The sequence below is a fragment of the Flavicella sp. IMCC45537 genome, assembly GCF_057197705.1.
The window spans coordinates 2,637,209-2,662,668 of record NZ_CM170067.1 but is presented as its reverse complement, the minus strand read 5'-3'; the positions used below and the strand labels follow the sequence as shown (position 1 = coordinate 2,662,668).

Genomic DNA, 25,460 nt, shown 5'->3' with positions numbered 1-25,460 from the left:
AAATTGTCCATCTTTATTGCTAACATCAAGACTAACTTGAAGGTCGTTATCAGAACAATCTAAAGAAACTAATTTTGTATTATCTGAAAGATCTTAATATTGGATATTATTATCAGAACAATCCAACGTTTCCAAGTTAATCATGGCTTGAATGATGTCTAGATTGCTTATACCTAAATTATTAATATTTAATACTGTAATACCTTCAAGCTTAGATAACGTTACCAAATTATCTGTAGAACCATTTCCGATACTAGTAGCATGCCCCATTGCAACTGAATTACCAGATTCATCATGCGTTTCTAAATACGATTCTAAAGCAGAATCACCAACGGCAACGGTTTGTCCGTACCCAACATAAATAGTAACCAAAGCTACTATCAAAAAAGTAATTTTATTCTTCATAATCTTTTATTAAATAGTTCCGCAAAAATAAAACATTTATAAAAGTATCTATTACATTTAATATTAAACTAAGTTTATAGATACAAAGACTTAATCGTACTTACAATTGTTATAAACATATATATATATTAATATATTTTATTTTGAAATTTTAAAAAAAGAATAATGATCTATTATTGTCTGTTAATAGACCCAATAACTTTTTTAAGTTTTTCTTGTTTTATTTAAAAATGGATTCTTTTTTTAGGTTGTTAATACGTTATAAACATGTTAAGTTTTTGTTTATCAGTTAAAGTAGTGTAGTTATTAACAAGTTGTCTCAGATAGAATATTTTGTACAATTGAGGATATGTTTTTAGTTTTTGGATGCTCATAACTGCCAAAATTAATGTTGATAACTGTAAATTATTTTTCTGAAAATAAATTTGCATATATGACCCCCTTCACTGTATTGTTTTTTTAAGTTTAAAATCCAAATTTACTTGTTCTTTTTTAAGCGATATTTGTTAACATTTGAATAACATAGCTAAAGTGTTTAAAATTAGATAGTTTTACAAAAGTTGTTAGAAACCCTGTTAATAGCGGCAAAAAATGAAAGTTTTTAGAACATTTTAAATGTTACTTTAATGTTAAGTAGTTAGAAATAAAACAGTTAACATTTGTTAATTGTTAACAACCTGTCCTTTTTTAAAAAGATTACTTTTTACCCACGATTTTAAAAGAACATTCTTTTTTAGTTACATCCTAAAAAGGAAATAAAAACCGTAAAATTAAATCATAAAAGAAGGTATTGAAAGATTAGATATATAAGTTAATGAACAGTAGTTATAAACTTTGTTGATAAGCTAAATTTCAATACTTAAGAATTTTAAGGTTGCTTTTGATTCCTTTTCTTATTTAATGTATTTTTGCAGAAATAATTATTATACAATAAAAATGACAATAGCAATTGGGAATGATCATGCTGGACCAGATTACAAAGCAGCAATCGTAGAATTATTAGAAAGTAAAGGAATTACTGTAACTAATTATGGTACAGATAGTTTTGATAGTGTTGATTATCCTGATTTTGCACATAAAGTTGCGGGAGCAGTGGATACTAAAGCTGTTGATTTAGGAATTTTAATTTGTGGTAGTGCCAATGGTGTTGCTATGACGGCAAATAAATATACTAATGTAAGAGCAGGATTATGCTGGACTAAAGAAATAGTTGAGTTGATTAAACAACATAATAACGCAAATGTATTATGTATTCCTGCAAGATTTACTTCTATTCCGCAAGCTTTAGCAATGGTTGAAACTTTTTTAAATACTGAATTTGAAGGTGGTCGTCATCAAAATAGAGTGGATAAAATTTCTTGTAGCTAGACAACTAGTTACATTCATAAAAAAAGCGAAGGTTAATTCCCTTCGCTTTTTTTGTGATTTTTTTTAACTGATTTAAGACAATTAGATCAAATTACTGTTTGATAATTTTTATGACTTTCTGATTATCTGTTAGGATTTTAGCAATATAAATTCCAGAAGATAAATGGCTAAGGTCAAGAGATATTTTACCTGATTTAATTTCATATTTTTTTTCAGAAATTAACTGCATTTTACTGTTGTATATAGCAATCGGAATGGAGCCATCATTTCCTTGAAATTCAATTGTAAATTGAGTGTTTGTAGGATTGGGATAACTAGCAATAATCTTTGAAAAGTTAATTATATCTACTAATTCTCCCTCACATTCTTTGCTAGATTTTAAAGAAATTTTGTCCCCTTTTTTTACAGGAATCTCAAATTCAGATTTACTTGTTTTTAAATAAAAGCTATCATTTATGGAAATTTCATAAGGAGCCGTTCCTTGTTCTATTTTATAATAGGCTAGGTTATTTTTTAATAGTGTTTTGCTTGCTATTTGAGATGCCTCATTAATGGTTAAACTAAAGCATTGCTGGTCGTTATTTCCATCAATAGAGATACATAAATCATAAGAACCTGGTGTTATATTTTCTATATTGACAACATCATTAAAAGTATAGTTAGTACCATTAAAGGCAACTTTATAATTTTCGTAAAAGTTGGCTGTTATTGATATTTTTCCATCGTTTTGATCTGGGCAAGATTCTGAATTTGAGAAAATCGTAAATGTAGTATCGTAGATAGACCATGGATCCCCCTCCCCAGTATCCTCAATAGCATTGATTCCTGCAGTCCATCGAGTACCTCCTAGCTCATAAGCACCAATATCAGGTGAGGCACCCTTAAAGGGCTTGTCAAATCCCGAAATAACAGGAGCTTTATCAACAATCTTGCTACCTACTGTTGGGTAAAAATTTTGATTAGCTGCATCCTCAAAAGGCGAATTAGGATCTATCAGATTATTTTTGATGTCAAATTCATTCCCATTGGTTCCCGCAAACCAATCAGGGTGACTAGAATAATTATTGTAAACTTTATTATTTTCTTGTGGATAACCGTTTACCCAAGACCCCATTGCTTCATATGGATTCCATAAAGTATTATGAAAAAAATCTAAGTCGGTATTGTTCCAGTTTATTTGATATCCAGTCCAAGATACATTCCAAACAACATTATGATGTACGGTAAAACCTTTGCTATCATTATCTAAATAAATCCCTGCAGCTTTTCCGGGTTTACCTGGTTGATGAGAATACGCTGGAGCGGTAGCATCATGAAACCAATTGTGGTGAATTTCAGCATTTCTTAAATTGTCATTTCCAACGGTATAGTAGATACCCGAATCGCTATTGACAAGCTGTGAGTGTGAGACATCATTATAGGCCACTTCAAAATTTACTCCTGTAACGTACATTCCATCTCTAGCGGCATTTTCAATAGTATTTTTTAAAACTTTTGAATTATTTGCGCTGCAACGTATTGGAGAAGCATGAATCCCTACATAATCAATATTTTTTATGGTATTTTTTTCTATGGTACAATTTGTTGCAGCCCAACCAGAAACAACAATTCCACTCACAGAAGAATGATTGATGGTACATCCAGTAATAACGGTATTATCTCCTAATATTTCTAAGGCAGCCTCTCCTACTTGGGCAGAGGTATTTGTTAAGGAATCATGCCCTTCACTACCATGAATGATACTACAATTATCAAGCGTGTTATTATCTGCTTTATTATGGATTTTAACACTACCTCCAAAAATATGTAAGCCTTCTAATTTTATATAATCTCCTTTTAATTCAACAGCAAATTGATGGGTTGCGTACTCTACAGAGTTATCTAAGGGAATGTTACCATCTTCTGTTTGTAGGTATAATGTTTGAGAACTAGCATCATAATACCATTCATTAGCATAATCTAAAGCTTCTAATTTTCCGAATAAATAAAGTTGTCCTCTTCGATTATCTGGGCTCCCTTCTAACCAGGTTGGATTGTGGTTAGAAAATGGCCATTTGTTAATATCAACACCTGTATGATTGATTCTGGTGCTCGTATTTGAGGTAATAGATCTTGTCCAACTTGTTCCGGAATGTGCTCCTAAATAATACACCATTCCGCCGGTCCAATCAATATCTGGCATGGCATTGATAAGAAAATGAGAGCCATCTCCACCAGTAACAGGAGTACAATCTACCGTCCACCGATTCTGATCTGCGTTATTTGGCCATCTTGCTAGGTCCATATAAGCAGCATTATGATACACGGCTCTAAATCTGCTATTGATATTCATAGCAACGCTCGCTTTAAAGATGTTACCACTATGGTTTTGCCATCCTGTAATTGTTGAGGTTGCTTTTATTTCAACATGTTCACCTTCAGCAGCTTTAAATATTAAATAATTGGATGCATTTCCATTTTTGTTGATCACCAAGGATTGTTTATAAATACCTCCTTTGATAATACAAACATCACCTGCGCTCATTACAGAAACTGCTTTTGAAAATGTTTTGTATGGATTATTTTCAGATCCATCATTGGCGTCGTTCCCAGTTGTGGAAACATAAATATCTTTTGCACTTACTATTTGGGTACATAGTAATAGCAATAAAATAAATAATTGTTGGTTTAGCTTTGTCATAGTTTTAGTTACTCATTATAGGTTACTCAAAAATAAAAGATTAGCATCCTATTTAGGAATACTCAGCGCTTTTTTTGAAGGCCATATTGCTTGTTTTACATAGAAATAAACTTGACCAAAGTGAATCTATTACTTAGGTATATGACTGAAACTAGACTAAAAGGAAAATCCGATCGAAATAGCTCGATCGGATTTTAAATTAATTTAAAACCTAACAAAAATTAATTATGTTATATAAAATCTAATTTTGAAAACGATTTATTCAGAATTTTTTTATCGTCTACTTGCATCCAATTATTTAAAATGGTGGCATATACTTCTCTAAAATCAACTGAATATTTTAAATCTCCATTGGAGTCTAAATCTGCTAAATCCGGTAATTCATTATAAAAACCAGCTTTCTTTAAATTTTTTCCAATTAAGAAAATATTATTTGCGGTTCCATGATCAGTACCTTTAGAACCGTTTTCTTTTACACGTCTACCAAATTCAGAAAATGTTAGAATCAAGGTATCTTCAAAGGTGTTGTTTTGCTCTAAATCCTTTACAAAAACTTCCATAGATTTACTGTAAACATCAAGTAATTGGTTTTGTCTTTGCTCTTGGTTGAAATGTGTATCAAACCCTCCCATAGAAACATAGTACACTTTAGAATCCAAACCAGAATTTATCAATTCGGCTGTAGTTTTCAATTGTTTTCCAAAAGGATTCCCAGGATATTCTAATTTTGTTTTAAACGTCTTAGAAGTATCATAAATATGTTTAGCAGATGAATTTGCTTCAATCATTGTTTTGTATAAATACCCTAAATTATGTTCACTCAAATGAGCATCTGTCTGTTCTTTTACTATTTTTTTGAAGTAGGGAGTTTGAGTGGTGTTAAAAAGTATTTTAGGATCTTGGGTAGCAATACCATTGATATCTTCTCCTTTCATGATTAAGGATAAACTATCATCTACCTCAATTCCGGCATAAGGTTTTTTACCATAAGTATCTATATATCGACCCAACCAACCAGTATCTAAATATTCATTCGATCCACTTGCGGTATGCCAAATATCTGTAGATCTAAAGTGAGATCTATTAGGGTTTGGGTATCCAACATTATTGATGATCGATACATATCCTTGATCGTATAAATTTTTCAAAGGTGCCATGTTTTTATGAAAACCTAAATCTTCATTAATTTTTAAAACAGCTTCTTTTTTTATAGATAACCTTGGTCGTTCTCGATAATAAATATCATTGTTATAGGGAACAACTGTATTCAAACCATCGTTACCACCCGCTAATTGAACAATTACTAATTTTTTAAAACCTAAAGAATTTTTGGCAACATCTTCAAAAGCTTTTACGAAACTAGGAACCATAAACAAGCTACTTGCTAGGGCACTATTTTTTATAAATTCTCTTCTTTTCATCTTTCTAGTTTTAACAAAGTTGGTATTCTGGAATAGACATCAATTGCACACAATATTCCTTATTTGAATTAATTTTTAAACCATCAATGATCTTTTTAGTTTTGGGGTTAATGGTACTTAAAATTAAAATTTCTCTTAGCTCTGCTGGGGTGATATTGTTATATTGTTTTTCAAAAACATCCCAAGAAACCTTGGTATTAAAATAATTTTGTCGTCTTTTCTTTTTCTTATAAAAGTCTTTAAAGTCAGCTTCTATATCTCCTTTTTCTTCCAAACTAATTTTAGCATTGTTTAAAATTACAGAAGGTAATTTTAAGCGAAACATTAGAGTATTAGAATCAATCCAATTGGTATTTCCTTTCCAACCGGCAACATTTACGGGATTTAATAATATTTGACCCATCATTTTTTGGAAATACATTTGTGTTCTCACTTTTTGAAAACTTACCGGTACTACTCTATTAATTCCAACTAATAATTCAATGGGAGATTTTATTTTGACCCCAATATTTTCTTCAGAATAAAACCAATCTGATGAAAAAATATGGAACATTAAGTTTTCAATATTGTAGTCCTTATAAAAAATAGCTGTGATTTCTTCAAGGTGCTCTTGATTTACGGTAGGGTTTACAAAATATCGATACACTTTATCACAAATAAAACGGGCGCATTGTTCCTGTTCTAAAATGATATCTATGATGTCATTCCCATCAAAATTACCGGTTTTTCCAAAAAAAGTTTTTTGACCAAAGTCATGATTCTTTTTTTGAAAAATAAATTCTCCTCTTTTATTGGTATTCCATCCTGTAAAAGCTCTGGCAGATTCTTTGATATCTTTTTCCGTATAATTGCCAGCTCCTAAAGTGAATAATTCCATCAATTCACGCGCAAAATTTTCATTGGGTTTACCCTTTTTATTTTGTTTGTTATTCAGGTATTTAATCATGGATGCTTCATGAGCAATTGCCTTGGTAAAATCTCCAAAATTACCCAATGCATTTTTTCTTAAAACATTGTTGTAATGTTGAATATCGTAGATATTATTGTCTTTACACACAAAAACATTCGCCCAGAAGAGGGTCATTTTTTCTCTTAAAATTTCTTGATCCATTGCCAGACGATCGATCCAGGCAGCATTTAATTCAGTCGTTTTTTTTCTAGAAATTTGTTGTAATTTCTTGCGTTCATCAGGCCCTATTTCTTTTACAAGCTGTCTGTAATCTTTTTGCCTTAGAACATCCAATTCACTAAGGTCAACTTCTAAAGGTGTGTAGTTTTTAGAATCTTTGAATAAGGCTTTTAAAACTTTTTTGGTAGATTTATTTTTATGATCTACAATTGTATCATATCCCACTCCAAAACCAGCTCTCCAATATAAATGTTGTAATTGTAATCGTTTCATAAAAAGGGCTTTATCGAATTCTTATATTTAGACTTTTATTTTATTCAAAGGTTTAATTTTGAATAAAATAAAAGTAGAATTCTCTAAAGATACTTGTTTCTTATTAGAATAAAAACAAATTTTCCTTTCTCTAAAACTAGTTTAATTGCTGTAAAAAAGTAAAATATTGAGAATTATTAGGAAATAATTCTACCAACTGAAGTGCAATATTTTTTGCTTTTTCTTTTTGATTATTATTTGCGTAATGGTACGCTAATAAATATAATAAACTTTCATTTTGCGGCAAGGCTTTTAAACCTCTAAGGATAGTGGATTCAGCTTTCTTTTTATTTTGAATACCATCATATAAGAGACTTAAATTGTAGTATGCCCTTGGATTATCAGACATATGAATTGTTGCTAACTCAAGCTGTTCTATGGCGTCTTCCGTTCTTTTTAACTCTGCAAGTAGTAAGCCATAAGAGTAATAGGTTGCACCATATTCTGGTTCTTGTTTGATAATAGTTTTAAAAGCATTTTCTGCCTTTTCTAGTTCGCCATTTTGGTAATATAAATTGGCGAGGTTGGTTCTGGCTAAATTATTGATATCATCAATTTCCAAAGCACTTTCATATCCTTTAATAGCTCCTTGTAAGTCTCCTTTTTTAAGGATATAATTGGCTCTATTGATTCTACCTCCGACAAAATCTGAAATTCCATCTAAATAAGTAAAGTATTCTTTTTTTACAATTTCAAAAGCTGCTTTGTATTTTGTAGGAACTTTGGTTTCATCCATAATAGCTAAGGCACCAAAAGCTTTTATTCTAACCGCTCTTTTCTCGTCTTTTAATAAAGGCAATAAGTAATTTACATTAGCAGGGTCAGATATTTCATTCAAGGCATCTGCCGTGCTAGCTCTTACTAAAGGAGATTCATCATTTAAAAAAGCAAGTAATTGTTTTCTAACAATTGCATGATCTCTATAGTTTGGCAATTCTACTATAGCCGAAGCTCTTGCAATTTCTGGATAAACGGTATCTTTTGCTAATTGCAATAATTTGGTATGAGCATCAGGTACTCTTTTTAAACCTGGTACTAATAAATCAGAAAAATGATTTTCTTTAGGTGCTCCTTTTCTCTTTAAAATTTCGTCTGCTGCCCATTGGTCGGTTTTGTCTTTATGACATCCTACACATGCATTAGGTGTTCCATGTTTTACAGATAAATCAGGTCTTGGAATTCTAAAACTATGGTCTCGTCTAAAATCGTTACCCATATAAAATTTACCGGGCATATGACAATTGATACATAAGGCACCCTCTGTTCCTAGTTTATGAAATGAATGTTCTTCGGTGTCATATTTTTGAGGTTCATGGCATTGAGCACATAGTTTATTCCCCTCAAATTTTCTTTTTAAGGTATGCGGATCATGACAGTTTGTGCAGGTAACATTGTTATGATACATTTTACTTTGAACAAAAGAACCATACACATAATCTTCATCTAGAATTTGACCATCAGCATGATAAGTAGGTTCTGTAATCAGTTGAGGATAGTAATGATCTAACATGGTTCCCTCAAAGTTGAATCGATTTGTTAGCATTTCTCTACGCATATGACATCGAGCACATTGATCTACTAATTCCTTAGGAGAGGTTTCTAAAGTCATTTGCATGGTTCCAGAATCTCTATAATTCTCACCTTGTTCTTTTACATCTTCTACGTGTTCCTTTCCCGGACCATGACATGCTTCACAACTTACATTGATCAAGGCAAATTTGGTGTCATAACTATGATCTGCTTGTTTGTATTGCTTTCGAACATTTGTAGAATGACAATCCGCACACATATTGTTCCAATTCAAACCACCCCTAGACCAATGCAACCACTCAGAGTGTACAACTTTAAAATCTGGATATAAATCAAACCATTTGTTCTTTTTGGAATCCCAAGCTTGTCTCAAACATTGGTAATGACCATTAGGAAATTTTACAATGTATTGTTGTAAGGGGGTAATACCAAAAACATATTCAATTTTATAGTCATGGTTTTTACCATCAGGTCCTTCTGTATTGGCATAAAATTCTCCATTTTTTTTGAAAAATGTAGAAGTTACACCTTGACTTTTAAATACTTCTCCTTTAAAATTTGCTAAAATGGTTTCTCTAGTCGCTACATCCATGGATTTATCATGATGAGAACCTTGCCATTTTTCAAATTGATCTTGATGACATTCTTTACAGGTTTTATCTCCTAAAAAATGTGCATCAGGAATAGAATCTGTTGAAGCATATATGGTTTTATGTTTTGCTGTAGTAACTTTTTTATAAGCTTCTTTTTTTTCTTTACCACAAGAAAATAAGAAGAACGCAATACTCATTAATAAAGATACTTGTAAAGTGTATGTGCTATTGATTTTGTTCATTTTTACGATCTTAAAAAAGAGTATTATTTTTAATTACTTAGCACATCTAAAGCCCATGTTAAAGATAGAGGTATCGATAGAATTTTTAGCTCTAAAGGTTGTTGTAAAACTTTTATCTCCAGCTTGATCAAACATAAAAGCACCACCTCTGGTAGCTCTAACTTTAGGATCTTCAGGTTGTTGATTTGGGTTTCCTGGGTAACTTTTGTAAACATCTGCTGTCCATTGCCAAACATTCCCAACCATATCAGTTAATCCTGCTGGTGATTCCCCATAATATCCGATAGGAGATGTTAATAAAAATCCATCTTTAGCATCTGTATCTTGCACAGAAGCCCCTTGCCAAGTATTGGCCATATATTTTCCGTCTTTCAAAACAGTGTTTCCCCATGGATATATAGTAGAACCTCCATTTTTGGCAGCAAATTCGTATTCTATTTCTGTAGGCAAACGCTTACCTGCCCAACTCGCATAGGCTTGAGCATCATTCCAACTTACATGTGTTACCGGATGATCATCCAATGCTTTTGGCTTTGTTTCTCCTAGTGGGTATAACCAATTTGCTCCTTTTAAAAGTTGCCATTGGCCTGTTTCAAACATAAAAACACCAGAATCTCCAAACTTATCTGCTTCCGTAATGTAATTTGTTGCTTCGATAAATTTTCTAAAATCAGCCACAGAAACTAAATTTTTATCCATGTAAAAAGGAGCTACTTGAGTTTCAAAAGAAGGCCCCTCATTTGCAGGTCCATTATCAGTTCCTATAGTTATAGTTCCTCCTGAAAAATGAACCATATTACTAGTATCAGCTTCATTTTGTATTACGGGTGCAGTTTCAATTTTTTGTTTAGGTGTAGTTGTTTTTTTAGTTGTTTCTGGTTTGTTTTTACAAGAAAAAATTAAAAATAGAATACTAAAAAAAGGAATACTAAGTTTCATAAGTGTATAGGTGCTTTATATTGTTATGCAATATTAATTTATTTATTTCAGATGTTTGAATTTTCAATCATTTATATAGACATATTTCAAAATAAGGTAACCATCCGTTATAAGTTTTTTACATTTGAGCAAAAATAATACCATGAATGACTTTTTATTTTATTTAGAATTAGGATGCACACACGTATTGGATATTAATGCCTACGACCATATATTATTTTTAATAGTATTAGTGGTTTCTTTTTCCTTTAAACAATGGAAAAATATGTTGTGGTTGGTATCTTTATTTACCTTAGGTCACACGGCAAGTTTGGCTTTATCGGCATATAAAATTATTTATGTAGCAGGGGATTTAGTTGAATTTTTAATTCCAACAACAATTTTTATTACTGCTGTGAATAATATTTTTTCTGGAGCTAAAAACAACTCAAATTCAAAGCTATTATTGTTTTTATCTTTTTGTTTTGGTTGGATTCATGGATTAGGTTTTTCTAACTATTTTAAAATGTTGATTTCTGGGTTAGATTCTAAATTATTACCATTGATTGAATTTTCACTTGGGATTGAATTGGCACAAGTAATTATTGTAATTGTAATTGTTGCGCTGTATCATTTGATAACACCTCTATTTAAAATTTCTAAAAAAGATTGGATTGTTGTTATCTCTGCTATTGTTTTAGGGATAACCATCCCGATGCTCATGGAAAGATATGATGGGTTTATAAAACATTTATTATAAATTTATTACCTCCTTGTTTTTTGGCGCTTTCCTTAAGATTCACGACTTTTGATTGTTCTTAACACGAGGTATGTGTTGACACAATTATTTGACGAGTGAATTAGTATCAGTTATGACCAAGAAAAAGCAATTAAAATATGATAAAGCCTATATAAATATGGCTTTTGAATGGGGAAAATTATCTCACTGTAAAAGAAAACAAGTTGGAGCTTTAATTGTGAAAGGCAGAATGATTATTTCTGATGGTTTCAATGGTGCTCCCACAGGTTTTGATAATTGTTGTGAAAATGAAAATGGGGACACCAAATGGATGGTTTTACACGCGGAAGCCAATGCCATTTTAAAAGTAGCAGCTTCTACACAATCTTCTAAAGGCGCTACTTTGTATATAACACTATCTCCTTGTAAAGATTGTAGTAAATTAATTTTACAAGCAGGAATCAAGAGAGTTGTTTATGCGAATGCCTATAAAGATTTGTCTGGGGTAGCATTTTTAAAACAAGCCGGAATTGAAGTTGAACATATAGAGGGATATGAGGAATAAAAATAATTTTCCTCTATTTCTAGGGATCGCAATTGCCTTTGGTATTTTAGTAGGGGCAAGCTTAAATTTTCCAACAGAATCTGGTTTTTTTAAGGGGAGCAGTAGTGAGCAAAAAATAAAAAAACTATTGCAATTTATAGAGCAAGATTATGTTGATAAAGTGGATACCGATGGAATTCTAGACAATGTAATAACCGATATAATTTCTAACCTTGATCCGCATTCGGTTTATTTTCCGAAAGATATTTATGCTGCGAGTCAAGAAAATTTACAGGGAAATTTTGAAGGAATCGGGGTGCAGTTTTTTATGTATCAGGATTCTTTAGTGGTAACTCATATTTTATCGGGTGGACCAAGTGAATCTGCTGGAATATTGGCTGGAGATAGAATTTTAATAGCTGATAAAGATACTTTGTATGGTAAAAATATGCGAAGTAGAGATATTGTTAAAATTTTAAAAGGACCTTCTAACACCACTGTTGATTTACAAATTTTTAGAAAAGGCTCAGAAAATTTAATTCCAATTACCATTAGAAGAAATAAAGTTGCAATTCAAAGTGCAGAGGTTGCTTATATGATTAATGATAGTCTAGGTTATTTAAAGTTAGAAAGATTTGCAGCAACATCATATCATGAGGTGAACAAGAAATTGCAAGATTTAAAATCTAAAGGTGCTAAAAATTTAGTTTTTGATTTGCGTCAAAATGGAGGAGGATTTATACATGTTGCGAATGCCATTATTGATGAGTTTTTAAGTGACGGAAAATTGATTGTTTTCACAGAAAATAACAAAGGTCGTAAGGAAGAATTTTATGCTACTAAAGAAGGTGTTTTTGAAAAAGGAAATGTATATGTGTTAATTGATGAAGGATCTGCTTCTGCAAGTGAAATTTTTGCGGGTGCATTGCAAGATAATGATCAAGGAACTATTGTTGGTAGACGTTCTTTCGGAAAAGGATTGGTTCAACAAGAAATGAAATTGGGTGACGGTTCTGCGGTAAGACTTACCATTGCACGCTATTATACACCTACAGGTCGTTCTATTCAAAAACCATATAAATTGAACGACGGTGAAAATTACGAACACGATTATCAAGATAGAATTTTGAGTGGTGAATTGTTGTCTAAAGACAGTATCAAAGTGATAGATTCTTTAAAATATACAACTCCAAAAGGAAAGGTTGTGTATGGAGGAGGTGGTATTATACCAGATGTTTTTGTAGCTGTTGATACCACGTCCTATTTAGAAAATGGATATTTTTCTAAATTAAGTTCATTCACTTTTAAATATGCCGATGATCATAGAAATGAATTATTGGAGCAAGGTTTTGAAAACTATGATTTGGATACAAAACAACAGGAAAAATTAGTAGAAGTATTTCTAGAAGACGCAAACCTAGAAAGAAATGTTTCTGCAACTAAAAAATCAATATTGAGTCATTATTTGAAAGCGTTGATAGCCCGTCAAATTTTTGATGAGACTGCTTTTTCTAAAATACACGACAGAAGAGATCCAATGCTTTTAAAAGTAATAGAATTGGATAGTTTACAGAATAAATAATCAAAGTTGAATTTACCTATCTTTGCTAAAATTTTAAAATTTGACCCAACAAAAGAAAATATATTTTGCTTCAGATCAACATTTTGGAGCACCTACTGCTGAAAAAAGTAAACTAAGAGAACAAAAGTTTGTACAATGGTTAGATATTGTAAAGAAAGATGCTGAGGTTATTTTTTTATTAGGAGATTTATTTGATTTCTGGTTTGAATATAAAACAGTGGTTCCTAAGGGGTTTGTTAGAGTTTTAGGAAAACTGGCAGAAATTAGAGATAGCGGAATACCCATTCATTTTTTTGTTGGAAATCATGATTTATGGATGGAAGATTATTTTGAAAAAGAATTGAATATTCCCGTTTACCATGAACCCAAGGAATTTACCTTTCACAACACTACTTTTTTAATTGGTCATGGTGATGGATTAGGACCGGGTGACTTTGGCTACAAAAGAATGAAAAAAGTGTTTACAAATCCACTTTGTAAATGGCTTTTTAGATGGTTACATCCAGATATTGGAGTTGGGTTGGCTACGTATCTTTCGGTTAAAAATAAATTAATCTCAGGGGATGAGGATGTTGTTTTCTTAGGAGAGGAAAACGAATGGTTGGTACAATACTGCAAAGAGGTTTTAAAAACAAAACACTTCAATTATTTTGTTTTTGGTCATCGTCATTTACCGATGACTTTAGAGGTCGGTGAAAAAGCAACATATGTAAATCTTGGTGATTGGATTTCTTACTTTACCTATGGTGTTTTTGATGGTGAGAAAATGCGAATTGAAACGTTTGAGGATTGAGAGTAATATTTCTCAAAATTTTCAAAAAAAAAGCGACATTTGCCTTTTAAATACGCCTCATGAAGTATGTAATGTTAATAGGTTTGTTTTTTTACAACCTAACAAGTTTTGCACAAGAAATTATTATCTCTGGGAAAATTGTTGACCAGCAAAATGAAGAAGTCTTACCATTTTCTACAATTTCATTAATTGAAAAAAAATCAGAAAAGTTAATTACAGGAGCCGTTTCCGATGGAGAGGGTCGTTTTGAAATTTCTGGCGATTTAAAAGGTAAATATATCCTTAAAGTTGGATTTGTTGGGTATAGTGATTATACAAAAGATATTCTAATAGGTGAGTTAAATACTTATTTTGACATTGGTACGGTATTATTAGTTGCTACTTCAGAACAAATGGATGAGGTTAGTATAAAAGCCAAAAAAGCAACAATTTCTTCAGGAATGGAAAGTAAGTCTTTCTCTATGGATGAGAATATTGCACAATCTGGTGGTTCTGTATTGGATGCAATGAAAGCCATGCCAGGGGTTTCTGTGGATCAGGAGGGGAAAATTATTTTGAGAGGTAGTGATAAGGTTGTGGTTTTAGTAGATGGGAAACAATCAAGTCTTACTGGTTTTGGTAACCAAAAAGGATTGGATAATATTCCAGTTGCCAATATTGAAAGAATCGATATCATCAACAATCCATCTGCAAAGTATGATGCGAACGGTATGGCAGGGATCATTAACATTATTTATAAAGATGAGGTTGATGCTGGATTTAATGGAGATGTTAGTTTTACAAGTGGTTTAGGGGCTATTTCAAAACGTAAGGATGATTTACCAACAGAATTAGGTAGTTACTCCTCTAATCCTAGTGGAATTTTGGGCCTTAACTTAAACTATAAAAAAGAGAAAGTGAATTTCTTTTTTCAATCAGAGGCTATGTTGCTGCAGAAGTTGCCAAATAATGAGTTTACTACAAGGTATTATGATGATGGTACCGTGACTGCATCTCAGGTTCCTGAAAATAGAAAACAACACCGTTTTATTTTAAAAGGGGGGATGGATTATAATTTTGATGAAGATAATATAGTAACGATTTCTGCAATGTTTGATCGTGAACATCACATTGATACCGCTCAGGTTCCCTATATTGACGTATCTACAGGTGAAAGATATAGGTATATAGCTTGGAACGAAGATGAAACTACAGGGTATATGAATTACCTGGCAAATTTTAGTCATAATTTTGCTCAAAAAGGACATAAACTTGAAGTCTCTGCACAGTATACAAAAGGCTGGGAAGATGAAACGTATTATCTTAATGATAGTTCAGCAGTCCGTATAGGAAGGGATGTCACAAACATTTTAGCAACGGAACACACAACTTCTATTCAAACAGATTATGTGAAGCCTTTGAGTAAAGGTCGTATGGAATTAGGAGCGAAAGCTAGATTTAGAAATCTACCAGTCGAATATACAGTAGATAGAGGAGAAAATAGTGTTATTTATCCCGGGTTAGGAGATTGGTCTGATTGGGGAGAAACGATATATGCGGCTTATGGTAATTTTATTTTAGAAAAGAATGCCTATGATATTGAAGCCGGTTTGCGTTTGGAACACACCTCAGTGTTTTATAAAATAGACCCAGATAATATTTATTACAATCAAAATGATGCCTACAACTATCTAGAGTTATTTCCGAATCTTAGATTTAGTTATAAGCTAAACGACTATAATAAAATTTCTTTGTTTTATAATAGAAGAATCGACAGACCTGGGGAGCCAGAACTTAGAATTTTTCCTAAATCTGACGATCAAGAATTGTTAAAAATTGGAAACCCATATTTAAGACCTCAGTTTACCCAATCTTTTGAAGTAGCTTATAAATCAAGCTGGGATTTGGGATCTGTGTATGTATCTGCTTATCATCGTATCATTCAAAATCCTTATATGCGAGTGTATACTAAAGATGAAACAAATCCACTGTATGATGTAATTATAAAATCGTATGCCAATACAGGTAGCGCTACAAACTCTGGTGTAGAGTTGGTATTTAGCCAACAATTATTAGAATTTTGGAAAATTTCAGGGAATGGTAATCTTTATAACAATGCTATAGCTGCTTATCAGGGTACGCTCTTGTTTCCGTATCAACATACTTTTGATGTTTTAGCTTCTTCAGAATATACTTGGGATGTGAAAGTAAATAATCAGTTTGAATTTAAAAATGATTTAAGCTTGCAAGCGACGGCTATTTATATGGCGGATAAAAACATACCACAAGGAAAACAATATTCGAGAGCTTCGATTGATTTGGGTGCTAAAAAGAAAATATGGGACGGAAGGGGAGAAATAAATTTTGCAGCCACTGATGTTTTGAATACCTATGGTATTCGTCAACAAATAAATGGTGATAGTTTTACGGCTGATTATGAGAATTATTATCAAACACAAACGTTTCGTTTAGGTTTGAAATATAAATTCTAGTTATCAAATTAGAGTTTCTTAGTTTTTAACTAAAAAATAGCGCTTTGATATGTTTGGTTATGAATTTAAAAATTAACGTCTTCCAAATTTTCATAGGTGTTTTGTGCTTTTTGAAAACCTAAAGCAATCATTTCAGCAGCTTTATCAAATTCTAAAGTACCACAGGCATTTCTTGCTATTTCTATTTCAATATCGGGCGGATATGCGGCTATTTTTTGTCTTGCAATAGTACTTTGCATTGTATCAAAAGCCCTATCAGCAACTTCGTATATACTTAAACTTTTTGCAGGGTCACTTGCCGTGGTGATATTGTTAGTTTCTAAGAAGTTTTTGATTTGATTTTGGATTTTTGAAATATTGAAATCGTTATCAATTCCATCAAACTGTTCTGGTTTTATTTTAAGGGGAGCACCACCAAGGTTAACCGCAATAGTAATATCTGTATCATCGTTAAAAGTAGGAGCAATCGGAACAGGGTTTAGTACGCCTCCATCAATGAGTACAGCCTCTCCATAGGGAACTGGAGTAAAAAAAAGAGGTAATGATATAGAAGCCCTAATTGCTTCAAATAGAGAACCAGAATTAATCCAGACTTCTTTTTCTGTAATGATATCCGTAGCAACAGCCGTAAATGGAATGCTTAATTGTTCTATTTGAATATCTTCTAAAAAGCCGATCAGCGTATTGATTATTTTGTCTCCTTTAAAAATACCACCGCTATTTCCCCAAGAAAAATCTAATAAAGAAGCAATATCCGTTTTATTCAAGGCAAGCATCCACTCAGTAAGTTGTTTCAGTTTTCCGGCTGCATATACTCCTCCAATTAAAGATCCAATAGAGCATCCTGATATAGATTTAATTTCGAAATTATTTTTTTCTAACCACTGGATAACACCAATATGTGCTAAACCTCTAGCACCACCACTTCCTAAAATTAGGGATACACTTTTTTTCTTTGAATCTTTCATAAATGGCAATTTTAATCGTTGATTATAGACTGAAAAATAGGTCAATTAAATTTACTTGTCCCTATTTTTATTTAAAAGTTGAATTTCTTCTAATTCAGAAGATTTTAAAAATAGACAATTTTAAGTTTTAATTAGCACAAATTAGCGGAGTTAGCAACGAATAAAATAATAATTAAACCTGCGATTAGGTAGCTTAAAACCTGGGTTTGTTTAGGTATAAACGCAAAAAAAGGAGACTGTATCAGCCTCCTTTTTCATGTTAGTTTGGTTTAGTTAATTTTTGTTGGTTGTCACAAATATTGTGAAATATAATGATACTACAAAGAAAAAGATAACATTTTTTTAACACAAGTCCTTAGAAATGAATGATTTTAGTTTTTTCTTAGGTTAAGAAGTCTAGGTTTTACGCGGTTCTTTAACCAAATTTTAACAGTGTCATTGGAATAAAATATTAGTTTTGTCAAACTCAGAATAAATTGAATTTGATAGTAAATTATATTTAATAAAATGGAAGATCAAAACACCAACGTTGATATTAGAGCAATCAATGAAAAAATTGAAAAGGAAAGTGCTTTTATAGATTTGTTAAAATCTGAAATGAATAAAGTAATTGTCGGTCAAAAACACATGATTGATCGTCTGTTGATTGGTTTGTTAGGAAATGGACATATTTTGTTAGAAGGGGTTCCTGGATTGGCAAAAACACTTGCCATAAACACTTTATCAAAAGCTGTTGATGGAGGTTTTAGTAGAATTCAATTTACGCCAGATTTATTACCTGCAGATGTTGTGGGTACTATGATTTATAATATGAAGGAAAATAAGTTCGAAATTAAAAAGGGACCTATTTTTGCAAACTTTGTATTGGCAGATGAGATAAACAGAGCACCGGCAAAAGTTCAGTCTGCTTTGTTAGAGGCGATGCAAGAGAGACAGGTAACTATTGGAGAAGAAACATTTCCATTACAAGAGCCATTTTTGGTAATGGCAACACAAAACCCAGTTGAGCAAGAAGGAACATATACTTTGCCAGAGGCGCAGGTAGACCGTTTTATGTTAAAAGTTGTAATTGATTACCCAAAGTTAGAGGATGAGCAGTTAATAATGCGTCAGAATTTATCAGGAGGTTTTTCTAAGGTGAACCCAGTAGTTTCTTTAGAACAAATTGTAAAAGCAAGAGCTTCTGTAAAAGAAGTGTATATGGATGAGAAAATTGAGAAATATATTCTTGATATTATCTTTGCAACACGTTATCCAGAAAAATATAATTTATCGGATTTAAAACCATTGATCAGCTTTGGAGCGTCTCCTCGTGGAAGTATTAGTTTGGCTCAAGCAGCCAAGTGTTATGCTTTTATCAAAAGAAGAGGTTATGTAATTCCTGAAGATGTTAGAGCGGTTGTTTACGATATTTTACGTCATAGAATAGGGATTACCTATGAAGCGGAAGCAGAAAATGTAACTTCTGTAGACATTATCAACAAGATTGTAAACGAAATTGAAGTGCCTTAAAATTTTGTTTTGTACAGGATTTATGCATTGAGTGGTTCAAGATTTAAACAATTACATACCTAAAATTGGAAACAAAAGAGATACTTAAAAAAGTCCGCAAAATAGAAATCAAAACGCGTCGACTTTCAGATCATATTTTTTCAGGGGAATATCATAGTTCTTTCAAAGGGCGTGGTATGACTTTTAGTGAAGTACGTGAGTATCAGTTTGGGGATGATGTTCGAAATATTGATTGGAATGTTACCGCAAGGTACAATCAACCCTATATAAAAGTATTTGAAGAAGAGCGAGAGCTTACCATGATGTTGGTGGTTGATATTAGTGGATCTCAATTATTTGGTACAACTTCTCAGTTTAAAAAAGATACAATTACTGAAATAGCCGCTACTTTGGCTTTTTCTGCAATTCAAAACAATGATAAAGTAGGGTTGATTTTATTTTCAGACTCTGTTGAATTATTTATTCCTCCTAAAAAAGGAAAAAGTCATGTTTTAAGAATTATTAGAGAATTGATAGAGTTTCAACCTCAAAGTAAAAAAACGAATATTGATGAAGCTTTAAAGTATTTGTCGAATGTCATGACTAAAAAAGCCATTGTTTTTGTTTTGTCTGATTTTATGGATAATTCCTATGAGCAAACTTTAAAAATTTTAGGTAAAAAACATGATGTAACAGGAGTTCGTGTGTATGATAAACACGATACAGAAATCCCAAACCTTGGACTGGTTCCAATGTTAGATTCAGAAACAGGAGAAAAGGTAATCGTAAATACAGGCTCAAAAGCGGTAAGAAATGCTTACAAGGCTAACTTTATTGAGCTGACAAAATTTTATGAAACTACTTTTAGTAAAAGTGGAGCAGGTACCATTAGTACTCAAGTTGACGAAAGTTACGTGAAAAAATTGTTGGGGTATTTCAAACAAAAAGGAAAGTAATAAGTAGTATTATTTAAAATGAAAAAAAGCATAATATATTTATTTTTATTCAGCGTCTTTTTGGGCTTCTCGCAACAAGAACCTAAAATTTTGGTTGCCATTGATACAACGCAAATCAGAATTGGAGAACAGTTTGAATATAAGATATCGGTTGATAAAAAAACAGATATAACATTTCCTATTCTTTCAAATTTAGGATTGATAGAAGTTGTAGGATCTGAAAAAATAGATACGCTTAAAAATAAGCTTGTCAAGAAGTATGTATTAACCGGGTTTGATAGTGGAAGTTTTTATATTCCAAAACAACAGGTTTTTATAAAAAACAAAACGTATTTCACAGATTCCTTATTGATCAATGTTGCAAATGTAGCAGTAGATACTGTAAAACAAAAAGCATTTCCAATTAAAACCATAGCCGAAGAACCTATGGTTTTTGATGATTTTAAACCCTATTTCAATTGGTTTTATTTGATAGTGGGTTGTTTAATTTTGTTGGCTAGTTTGTATTTCTTGTTTCAGAAAAAAGCTAAGAAAACAAAGGCTAAGAAAAAAAGCATTCCGGCTTATCAAGAAGCAATTCAAAAGTTCAGTCATTTGGATGAAAAAGATCTATTAGAAAATAATCAGATTAAGGAATATTATATAGAACTTACAGAAATTATAAGAGTTTATCTAGGAAAAGAAGTAAATGTTCATACGTTAGAAGCTACTACAGATGAGTTGATTACTTTGTTAAAGGATCAAAATAGTGCTAAAAATATTGGAATTACGAAAGAATCAATAACACAACTACAAGCATTTTTACAGCATGCCGACTTTGTGAAGTTTGCTAAGTTAAGACCGAGCTCTGGTGAAATTAAAAACGACAGAAATGTTGCAGCTTCATTGATTGATGAAATGAAACCATTGCTAGATTCTTATGCTGAAGAGCAAAGAAAAATTGAAGAAAGTATTGCAAAAGAAAGCAAGCCGAAAAAAGAATTCTCATTGAAAAATTTAAGTAAGCGATCTAAGATATTTATTGCAATTATAATATTTGCTGCCGTGGTTGTAGGCTTTTTTGGCTACCAAATTTATCAAACGGCTCAAATTAAAAAAGGTGCAAATACGTTGCCTACTGAAGAGGTTGAGTCTGATGGATGGAGTCGTCAATCTTTTGGTTCTCCAGCATTAATATTGACAGCTCCGGGAACAATTGAGTTAAAGTCTGATGAGGTGCCTGCTCAAATTCAGAGTGTCATGTCTGAGTTGAAAATTTATAGTTATGAAGATCCTTCTCAAAATTCTGAAATATCGGTAACAACTTTAGTTTATGCGGAACAGATAAACCCAGATGTAGAACAAGTAGTACAGAGTACAATAGGCAATCTAGAAAAGACTCAAAAAATTGAAGACCTTGAATTTGAAAGACAGCCAGCCTCTTTTGGAGAAGAAGTGCATGGAGTTTATTTAAAGGGAAGTTATGTAAGTAATGGTGTAAAGAAAGGTTTTAATTTATTAGGTTTTTCTCAAGAAAATAAAATTTGGCAAGTATTTACCAATGGTAATTTTGAGGATACCGATGTGCAAACAACGATGGAAACTGTGATTCAATCCATAAAATTTGAAAACGAATAATGATGGGGAATTGGACAAATTTTGAATTTGAAACACCTCTATTTTTATGGGGTTTATTGATCATACCATTTTTGATCTTGTGGTTTTATTTAAGTCATAAAAAAAGCACTGCTTCTTTAACGGTCACTACAGTTTCTGGTTTTAAATTAAAAAAATCAATTTTAGCGCAATTAAAGCCATTGTTATATGTTTTAAAAATTGTTGCTGTAGCGTTGTTGTTTATTGCATTGGCAAGACCAAGGAATGTTGAGGTTAGCAGAAAAACAAAATCAAATAAAGGAATTGATATTGTTATGGCTATTGATGTTTCTGGTAGTATGTTGGCAAAGGATTTAAAGCCGAATAGACTAGAGGCATTAAAGGAGGTTGCGGCTGACTTTGTTGAAAAACGACCTAATGATAGAATTGGAATAGTTGTTTATGCCGGAGAGAGTTTTACCCAAACTCCTATTACAAGTGATAAAGGGATTGTGGCAAGAACTATTTCTGAAATCCAATATGGACAAATAGAAGATGGAACGGCTATTGGGATGGGATTAGGGTCTGCTATCAATAGATTAAAGGATAGCAAGGCGAAAAGCAAGGTTGTTATTTTGTTAACAGATGGAGTAAATACAGCTGGATTTATTGATCCTAGAACCGCAACAGAATTAGCAAAAGAATTAAACATTAAGGTGTACACCATTGGAATAGGAACCAACGGAATGGCTCCTTTTCCATACGCAAAGGATAGAGCTGGAAATTTATTATACCGTCGTCAAAAAGTTGAAATTGATGAAGATTTATTGAGACATATTGCTTCGGAAACTAATGGAAAATATTTTAGAGCGACAAATAATTTGAAGTTAGAATCTATCTATGAAGAAATTAACAAATTAGAAAAAACTAAAATAGAAGAGTTTAAATATTACAATTACCAAGAGGAGTACAGAATCTATGTGATTGCTGCTTTGGTGTTGTTTTTATTGGAATACGTTTTAAGAAACACCTTGTTTAAAAGTTTTATTTAGACATAAGTTGAATAGTTGAAATGTTAAAAAAAGTGTAATCGTATGTATGTTTTTTCATTTGAAAAATTAGAAGTTTGGAAGGAGGCTATTCAGCTTTCTAAAAATATTTATAAAATAACTTCTACATTTTCTAATGAAGAAAAATTTGGATTGACAAGTCAGTTACGTAGGGCAAGTGTTTCTATTTCTTCCAATTTAGCAGAAGGAACTTCGAGGGTAACGAATAAAGATAAAGCTCATTTTACTGTTATAGCTTACAGCTCTTGTATGGAGGTTTTGAATCAATTAATTATAGCAAAAGAATTAAATTATATAAATGAAGATGTATTTTTAGAATTGAGATATCAAATTGAGAAAATATCTAATATGTTAAACGCATTAAGAAAAACACAAGTATAATTTAACGTTTAAACAATTAAACAAAAAACAGTTCAAATTAAGAAATGTACAAGTTAGAAGAACCTATATATTTTTATCTTTTTGCAATTATTCCCGTGGTAATTGTAATTTTCGTCATGGCACTATGGTGGAAAAAGCGTACGCAAAAGAAATTCGCTTCTTTAGATTTATTAGAAAAAATAGCTCCAAATTATTCTTTTTTTAAGGCGACCTTAAAGTTGGTTTTTTTATTGATTGGTGTTTCTTTTTTAATCCTTTCATTGGTAAACCCAAAAATGGGAATCAAATTAAAAACGGTTAAGAGAGAAGGTGTTGATATTGTGTTTGCATTGGATGTATCTAAAAGTATGTTGGCGGAAGATATTGCTCCAAATAGATTAGAAAAGTCTAAACAAATTATTTCTAAAACCATTGAGAAATTAGGAAGTGATAGAGTAGGTATTATCGTGTATGCAGGGAACTCCTATCCTTTATTGCCAATTACTACCGACCACGCATCTGCTAATATGTTTTTACAAAATGCAAACCCTGATATGGTATCTAGTCAAGGAACTGCAATTAATGAGGCTTTAGATTTGGCAAAAACCTATTATAATAATGATGAACAAACCAATAAGTTTTTAGTTATTATTTCTGATGGAGAAGATCATGAAAAAAATACCATAGCAAAGGCAGAAGATTTAGCACGAGAAGGCATCAAAGTGTATACTGTAGGGGTGGGAACAGAGAAAGGAGGTCCAATACCATTACGTAGTAAAGGAAGCTTGGTTGGTTATAAAAAGGACAGAAAAGGAGAAGTGGTTATTACACATAGAGTACCTAATGTTTTAAAAGAAATTGCAAATAAGGCAGATGGACTTTATGTAGATGGAAACCTGACGGCAAAACCTGTAGAAAGTTTAATCGATGTAGTATCTAATGCACAAAAACATGAATTTGAAACGAAACAATTTTCTGATTATAAAGACCAATTTCAATGGTTTGTTGGTATCGGATTGTTGTTTTTTATCATTGATATTTTCTTTTTAGAAAAGAAAACGAAATGGCTTCAAAAGGTTGATTTATTTAAAGAAAAGGAATTTAAAAAATAATATTTATGAAAATTCTACAATGGGTTGTTTTATGCTTGGTGTGCTTTTCTATGAAAGCGCAGCAGGATTCTATTGTACAGCAAAGATTGGCAAGGAGTTTTGTAAGAGAAGGTAACGCTTTATATACAGCTGAAAAATATGCTGATGCCGCAATTGCCTATAAAAAAGCTACTGCTCAGGCAGGTACTTATTTTAAAAGTTCATTTAACTTAGGGAATACCTTGTACGCTCAAAAGAATTATAAAGAAGCCATTCCTCAGTACGAATTAGCTGCGACAGGTACTGAAAATAAATTTGAAAAGGCGGCAGCATATCATAATATTGGAAATGCGCATTTAAAAGAAAAAGAATATAGCAAAGCCATTGAGGCGTATAAAAAAAGTTTACGCAACAATCCTTCTGATGATGAGACTAGGTACAACTTGGCTTTTGCTCGTGAAAAATTAAAACAACAACAGGAAGACGACAAAAAGAACAATCCACCACCTCCTTCAGACTATGCTAAAAGAATGAAGAAACAGGCGGATAAATTAATTGAAGCCTATCAGTTTGATAAGGCCTTGAAATTATTGGATGGTGCTTTAGAAAAAGATCCAACAGTGGCAAACTACAAGGATTTTATGAAAAAAATTGAGTCGGTAATTAAAATAGAAACAAAATAATGAAAGCAATCGTATTTATGTTTTTTATGATGATTGGCTTGGTGGTCAATTCTCAAACTAGTGCACAGGGCTATTTCAATTCAGGTGCAAAGGATTTTATTCATAGTGAAATTGATAAAGCAATGGCAACGATTGATAAGGGCTTAAAAAAGTTTCCTAATGACCAAAAATTGAATCAACTAAAGAAAGCATTGGTTGAGGAAAAGAAGAAAAAAGATCAAAAAGAAGATCAGAACGGGGATAAAAAGAAAAATAAAGAGGACAAGGAAAACAACGACAAAAAAGAAAACGAACAAGATCAAAATAAGCAGGATAACCAGAATAAAGATCAAAATAAAGACGATCAAAACAAGGATTCTGAAAACAAAAAGAAAGAAGAACAAAAGCAGCAGGCACAGCCGCAACAAGGTCAGATGACTCCTCAACAAATAAAACAGTTGCTAGAAACCATGAATAATGAGGAGGCTAAAACTCAGAAAAAAGTAAATGCTCAGAAAGTAAAAGGTAAAAAAGTTCAGCAAGAAAAAGACTGGTAGTTT

General features: G+C 31.9%; 21 protein-coding genes. 14 read left to right on the top strand and 7 right to left on the bottom strand.

All coding sequences use genetic code 11. The annotated features are described in order from the left end of the window. Positions 1–93: 93 nt before the first annotated feature. The gene (locus tag AC2DGP_RS10940; protein ID WP_484490098.1) at positions 94–405 is read right to left on the bottom strand and encodes a hypothetical protein; all 312 of its coding nucleotides are present in this window, start codon (positions 403–405) and stop codon (positions 94–96) included. A gap of 936 nt (positions 406–1,341) precedes the next feature. Between AC2DGP_RS10940 and rpiB the strand changes: the two genes are divergently transcribed. Continuing rightward, a complete protein-coding gene (gene rpiB, locus AC2DGP_RS10935; protein ID WP_484490097.1) occupies positions 1,342–1,773 on the top strand; it encodes a ribose 5-phosphate isomerase B in 432 nt (143 codons plus the stop codon). 91 nt (positions 1,774–1,864) lie between these two features. On the opposite strand, the gene AC2DGP_RS10930 is transcribed toward rpiB, so the two are convergent. From AC2DGP_RS10930 to AC2DGP_RS10910, 5 genes are all read right to left on the bottom strand, one after another. After that, a complete protein-coding gene (locus AC2DGP_RS10930) occupies positions 1,865–4,453 on the bottom strand; it encodes a T9SS type A sorting domain-containing protein (protein WP_484490096.1) in 2,589 nt (862 codons plus the stop codon). Positions 4,454–4,683: 230 nt separating this feature from the next. Further along, the gene (locus AC2DGP_RS10925) at positions 4,684–5,874 is read right to left on the bottom strand and encodes a DUF1501 domain-containing protein (RefSeq protein WP_484490095.1); all 1,191 of its coding nucleotides are present in this window, start codon (positions 5,872–5,874) and stop codon (positions 4,684–4,686) included. A 10-nt stretch (positions 5,875–5,884) separates the two neighbouring features. Beyond that, positions 5,885–7,276 (bottom strand): DUF1800 domain-containing protein, encoded by a 1,392-nt coding sequence (locus AC2DGP_RS10920; RefSeq protein WP_484490094.1) that lies wholly within the window; start codon positions 7,274–7,276, stop codon positions 5,885–5,887. A gap of 136 nt (positions 7,277–7,412) precedes the next feature. Beyond that, positions 7,413–9,680 (bottom strand): tetratricopeptide repeat protein, encoded by a 2,268-nt coding sequence (locus AC2DGP_RS10915; protein ID WP_484490093.1) that lies wholly within the window; start codon positions 9,678–9,680, stop codon positions 7,413–7,415. A gap of 33 nt (positions 9,681–9,713) precedes the next feature. After that, a complete protein-coding gene (locus AC2DGP_RS10910; RefSeq protein ID WP_484490092.1) occupies positions 9,714–10,619 on the bottom strand; it encodes a formylglycine-generating enzyme family protein in 906 nt (301 codons plus the stop codon). A gap of 142 nt (positions 10,620–10,761) precedes the next feature. Between AC2DGP_RS10910 and AC2DGP_RS10905 the strand changes: the two genes are divergently transcribed. The 5 genes from AC2DGP_RS10905 (at position 10,762) to AC2DGP_RS10885 (ending at position 16,727) form a co-directional block, all read left to right on the top strand. Next, positions 10,762–11,358: a HupE/UreJ family protein gene (locus AC2DGP_RS10905; RefSeq protein WP_484490091.1), complete on the top strand. Its 597-nt coding sequence runs from the start codon at positions 10,762–10,764 to the stop codon at positions 11,356–11,358. A gap of 112 nt (positions 11,359–11,470) precedes the next feature. After that, the gene (locus AC2DGP_RS10900) at positions 11,471–11,902 is read left to right on the top strand and encodes a deoxycytidylate deaminase (protein ID WP_484490090.1); all 432 of its coding nucleotides are present in this window, start codon (positions 11,471–11,473) and stop codon (positions 11,900–11,902) included. Next, on the top strand, positions 11,892–13,463 hold the full coding sequence (locus AC2DGP_RS10895; protein ID WP_484490089.1) for a S41 family peptidase: 1,572 nt from the start codon (positions 11,892–11,894) through the stop codon (positions 13,461–13,463). The genes AC2DGP_RS10900 and AC2DGP_RS10895 overlap by 11 nt, the downstream gene beginning before the upstream one ends. A gap of 40 nt (positions 13,464–13,503) precedes the next feature. Continuing rightward, a complete protein-coding gene (locus AC2DGP_RS10890) occupies positions 13,504–14,256 on the top strand; it encodes a UDP-2,3-diacylglucosamine diphosphatase (protein WP_484490088.1) in 753 nt (250 codons plus the stop codon). 59 nt (positions 14,257–14,315) lie between these two features. Continuing rightward, a complete protein-coding gene (locus AC2DGP_RS10885) occupies positions 14,316–16,727 on the top strand; it encodes a TonB-dependent receptor (RefSeq protein WP_484490087.1) in 2,412 nt (803 codons plus the stop codon). Between the two features lie 65 nt (positions 16,728–16,792). Here AC2DGP_RS10885 and AC2DGP_RS10880 read toward each other — a convergent pair whose 3' ends face one another. Then, positions 16,793–17,695, bottom strand: coding sequence for a patatin-like phospholipase family protein (locus AC2DGP_RS10880; protein WP_484490086.1), 903 nt, complete (start codon positions 17,693–17,695; stop codon positions 16,793–16,795). 507 nt (positions 17,696–18,202) lie between these two features. Between AC2DGP_RS10880 and AC2DGP_RS10875 the strand changes: the two genes are divergently transcribed. The 8 genes from AC2DGP_RS10875 (at position 18,203) to AC2DGP_RS10840 (ending at position 25,457) form a co-directional block, all read left to right on the top strand. Further along, positions 18,203–19,207 (top strand): AAA family ATPase, encoded by a 1,005-nt coding sequence (locus tag AC2DGP_RS10875; RefSeq protein WP_484490085.1) that lies wholly within the window; start codon positions 18,203–18,205, stop codon positions 19,205–19,207. A 65-nt stretch (positions 19,208–19,272) separates the two neighbouring features. After that, positions 19,273–20,142 carry a DUF58 domain-containing protein gene (locus tag AC2DGP_RS10870; RefSeq protein ID WP_484490084.1) on the top strand — a complete coding sequence of 290 codons (870 nt, stop codon included), beginning with the start codon at positions 19,273–19,275 and terminating at the stop codon, positions 20,140–20,142. 18 nt (positions 20,143–20,160) lie between these two features. Beyond that, positions 20,161–21,759 carry a hypothetical protein gene (locus AC2DGP_RS10865; protein WP_484490083.1) on the top strand — a complete coding sequence of 533 codons (1,599 nt, stop codon included), beginning with the start codon at positions 20,161–20,163 and terminating at the stop codon, positions 21,757–21,759. A gap of 2 nt (positions 21,760–21,761) precedes the next feature. Next, on the top strand, positions 21,762–22,769 hold the full coding sequence (locus AC2DGP_RS10860; protein ID WP_484492500.1) for a vWA domain-containing protein: 1,008 nt from the start codon (positions 21,762–21,764) through the stop codon (positions 22,767–22,769). A 42-nt stretch (positions 22,770–22,811) separates the two neighbouring features. Next, positions 22,812–23,168: a four helix bundle protein gene (locus AC2DGP_RS10855; RefSeq protein ID WP_484490082.1), complete on the top strand. Its 357-nt coding sequence runs from the start codon at positions 22,812–22,814 to the stop codon at positions 23,166–23,168. Between the two features lie 44 nt (positions 23,169–23,212). Then, positions 23,213–24,259 carry a VWA domain-containing protein gene (locus AC2DGP_RS10850; RefSeq protein WP_484490081.1) on the top strand — a complete coding sequence of 349 codons (1,047 nt, stop codon included), beginning with the start codon at positions 23,213–23,215 and terminating at the stop codon, positions 24,257–24,259. A 5-nt stretch (positions 24,260–24,264) separates the two neighbouring features. Continuing rightward, positions 24,265–24,921 carry a tetratricopeptide repeat protein gene (locus tag AC2DGP_RS10845; RefSeq protein WP_484490080.1) on the top strand — a complete coding sequence of 219 codons (657 nt, stop codon included), beginning with the start codon at positions 24,265–24,267 and terminating at the stop codon, positions 24,919–24,921. Further along, entirely contained in the window at positions 24,921–25,457 is a 537-nt protein-coding gene (locus AC2DGP_RS10840; RefSeq protein WP_484490079.1) for a hypothetical protein, read from the top strand. Before AC2DGP_RS10845 ends, AC2DGP_RS10840 begins: the two co-directional genes overlap by 1 nt. Positions 25,458–25,460 lie beyond the last annotated feature (3 nt).

Coding starts and splice junctions, on each gene's coding strand:
- AC2DGP_RS10940 (WP_484490098.1), bottom strand. CDS start 405: ATGAAGAATAAAATTACTTTTTTGATAGTAGCTTTGGTTACTATTTAT.
- rpiB (WP_484490097.1), top strand. CDS start 1,342: ATGACAATAGCAATTGGGAATGATCATGCTGGACCAGATTACAAAGCA.
- AC2DGP_RS10930 (WP_484490096.1), bottom strand. CDS start 4,453: ATGACAAAGCTAAACCAACAATTATTTATTTTATTGCTATTACTATGT.
- AC2DGP_RS10925 (WP_484490095.1), bottom strand. CDS start 5,874: ATGAAAAGAAGAGAATTTATAAAAAATAGTGCCCTAGCAAGTAGCTTG.
- AC2DGP_RS10920 (WP_484490094.1), bottom strand. CDS start 7,276: ATGAAACGATTACAATTACAACATTTATATTGGAGAGCTGGTTTTGGA.
- AC2DGP_RS10915 (WP_484490093.1), bottom strand. CDS start 9,680: ATGAACAAAATCAATAGCACATACACTTTACAAGTATCTTTATTAATG.
- AC2DGP_RS10910 (WP_484490092.1), bottom strand. CDS start 10,619: ATGAAACTTAGTATTCCTTTTTTTAGTATTCTATTTTTAATTTTTTCT.
- AC2DGP_RS10905 (WP_484490091.1), top strand. CDS start 10,762: ATGAATGACTTTTTATTTTATTTAGAATTAGGATGCACACACGTATTG.
- AC2DGP_RS10900 (WP_484490090.1), top strand. CDS start 11,471: ATGACCAAGAAAAAGCAATTAAAATATGATAAAGCCTATATAAATATG.
- AC2DGP_RS10895 (WP_484490089.1), top strand. CDS start 11,892: ATGAGGAATAAAAATAATTTTCCTCTATTTCTAGGGATCGCAATTGCC.
- AC2DGP_RS10885 (WP_484490087.1), top strand. CDS start 14,316: ATGAAGTATGTAATGTTAATAGGTTTGTTTTTTTACAACCTAACAAGT.
- AC2DGP_RS10880 (WP_484490086.1), bottom strand. CDS start 17,695: ATGAAAGATTCAAAGAAAAAAAGTGTATCCCTAATTTTAGGAAGTGGT.
- AC2DGP_RS10875 (WP_484490085.1), top strand. CDS start 18,203: ATGGAAGATCAAAACACCAACGTTGATATTAGAGCAATCAATGAAAAA.
- AC2DGP_RS10865 (WP_484490083.1), top strand. CDS start 20,161: ATGAAAAAAAGCATAATATATTTATTTTTATTCAGCGTCTTTTTGGGC.
- AC2DGP_RS10860 (WP_484492500.1), top strand. CDS start 21,762: ATGGGGAATTGGACAAATTTTGAATTTGAAACACCTCTATTTTTATGG.
- AC2DGP_RS10855 (WP_484490082.1), top strand. CDS start 22,812: ATGTATGTTTTTTCATTTGAAAAATTAGAAGTTTGGAAGGAGGCTATT.
- AC2DGP_RS10850 (WP_484490081.1), top strand. CDS start 23,213: ATGTACAAGTTAGAAGAACCTATATATTTTTATCTTTTTGCAATTATT.
- AC2DGP_RS10845 (WP_484490080.1), top strand. CDS start 24,265: ATGAAAATTCTACAATGGGTTGTTTTATGCTTGGTGTGCTTTTCTATG.
- AC2DGP_RS10840 (WP_484490079.1), top strand. CDS start 24,921: ATGAAAGCAATCGTATTTATGTTTTTTATGATGATTGGCTTGGTGGTC.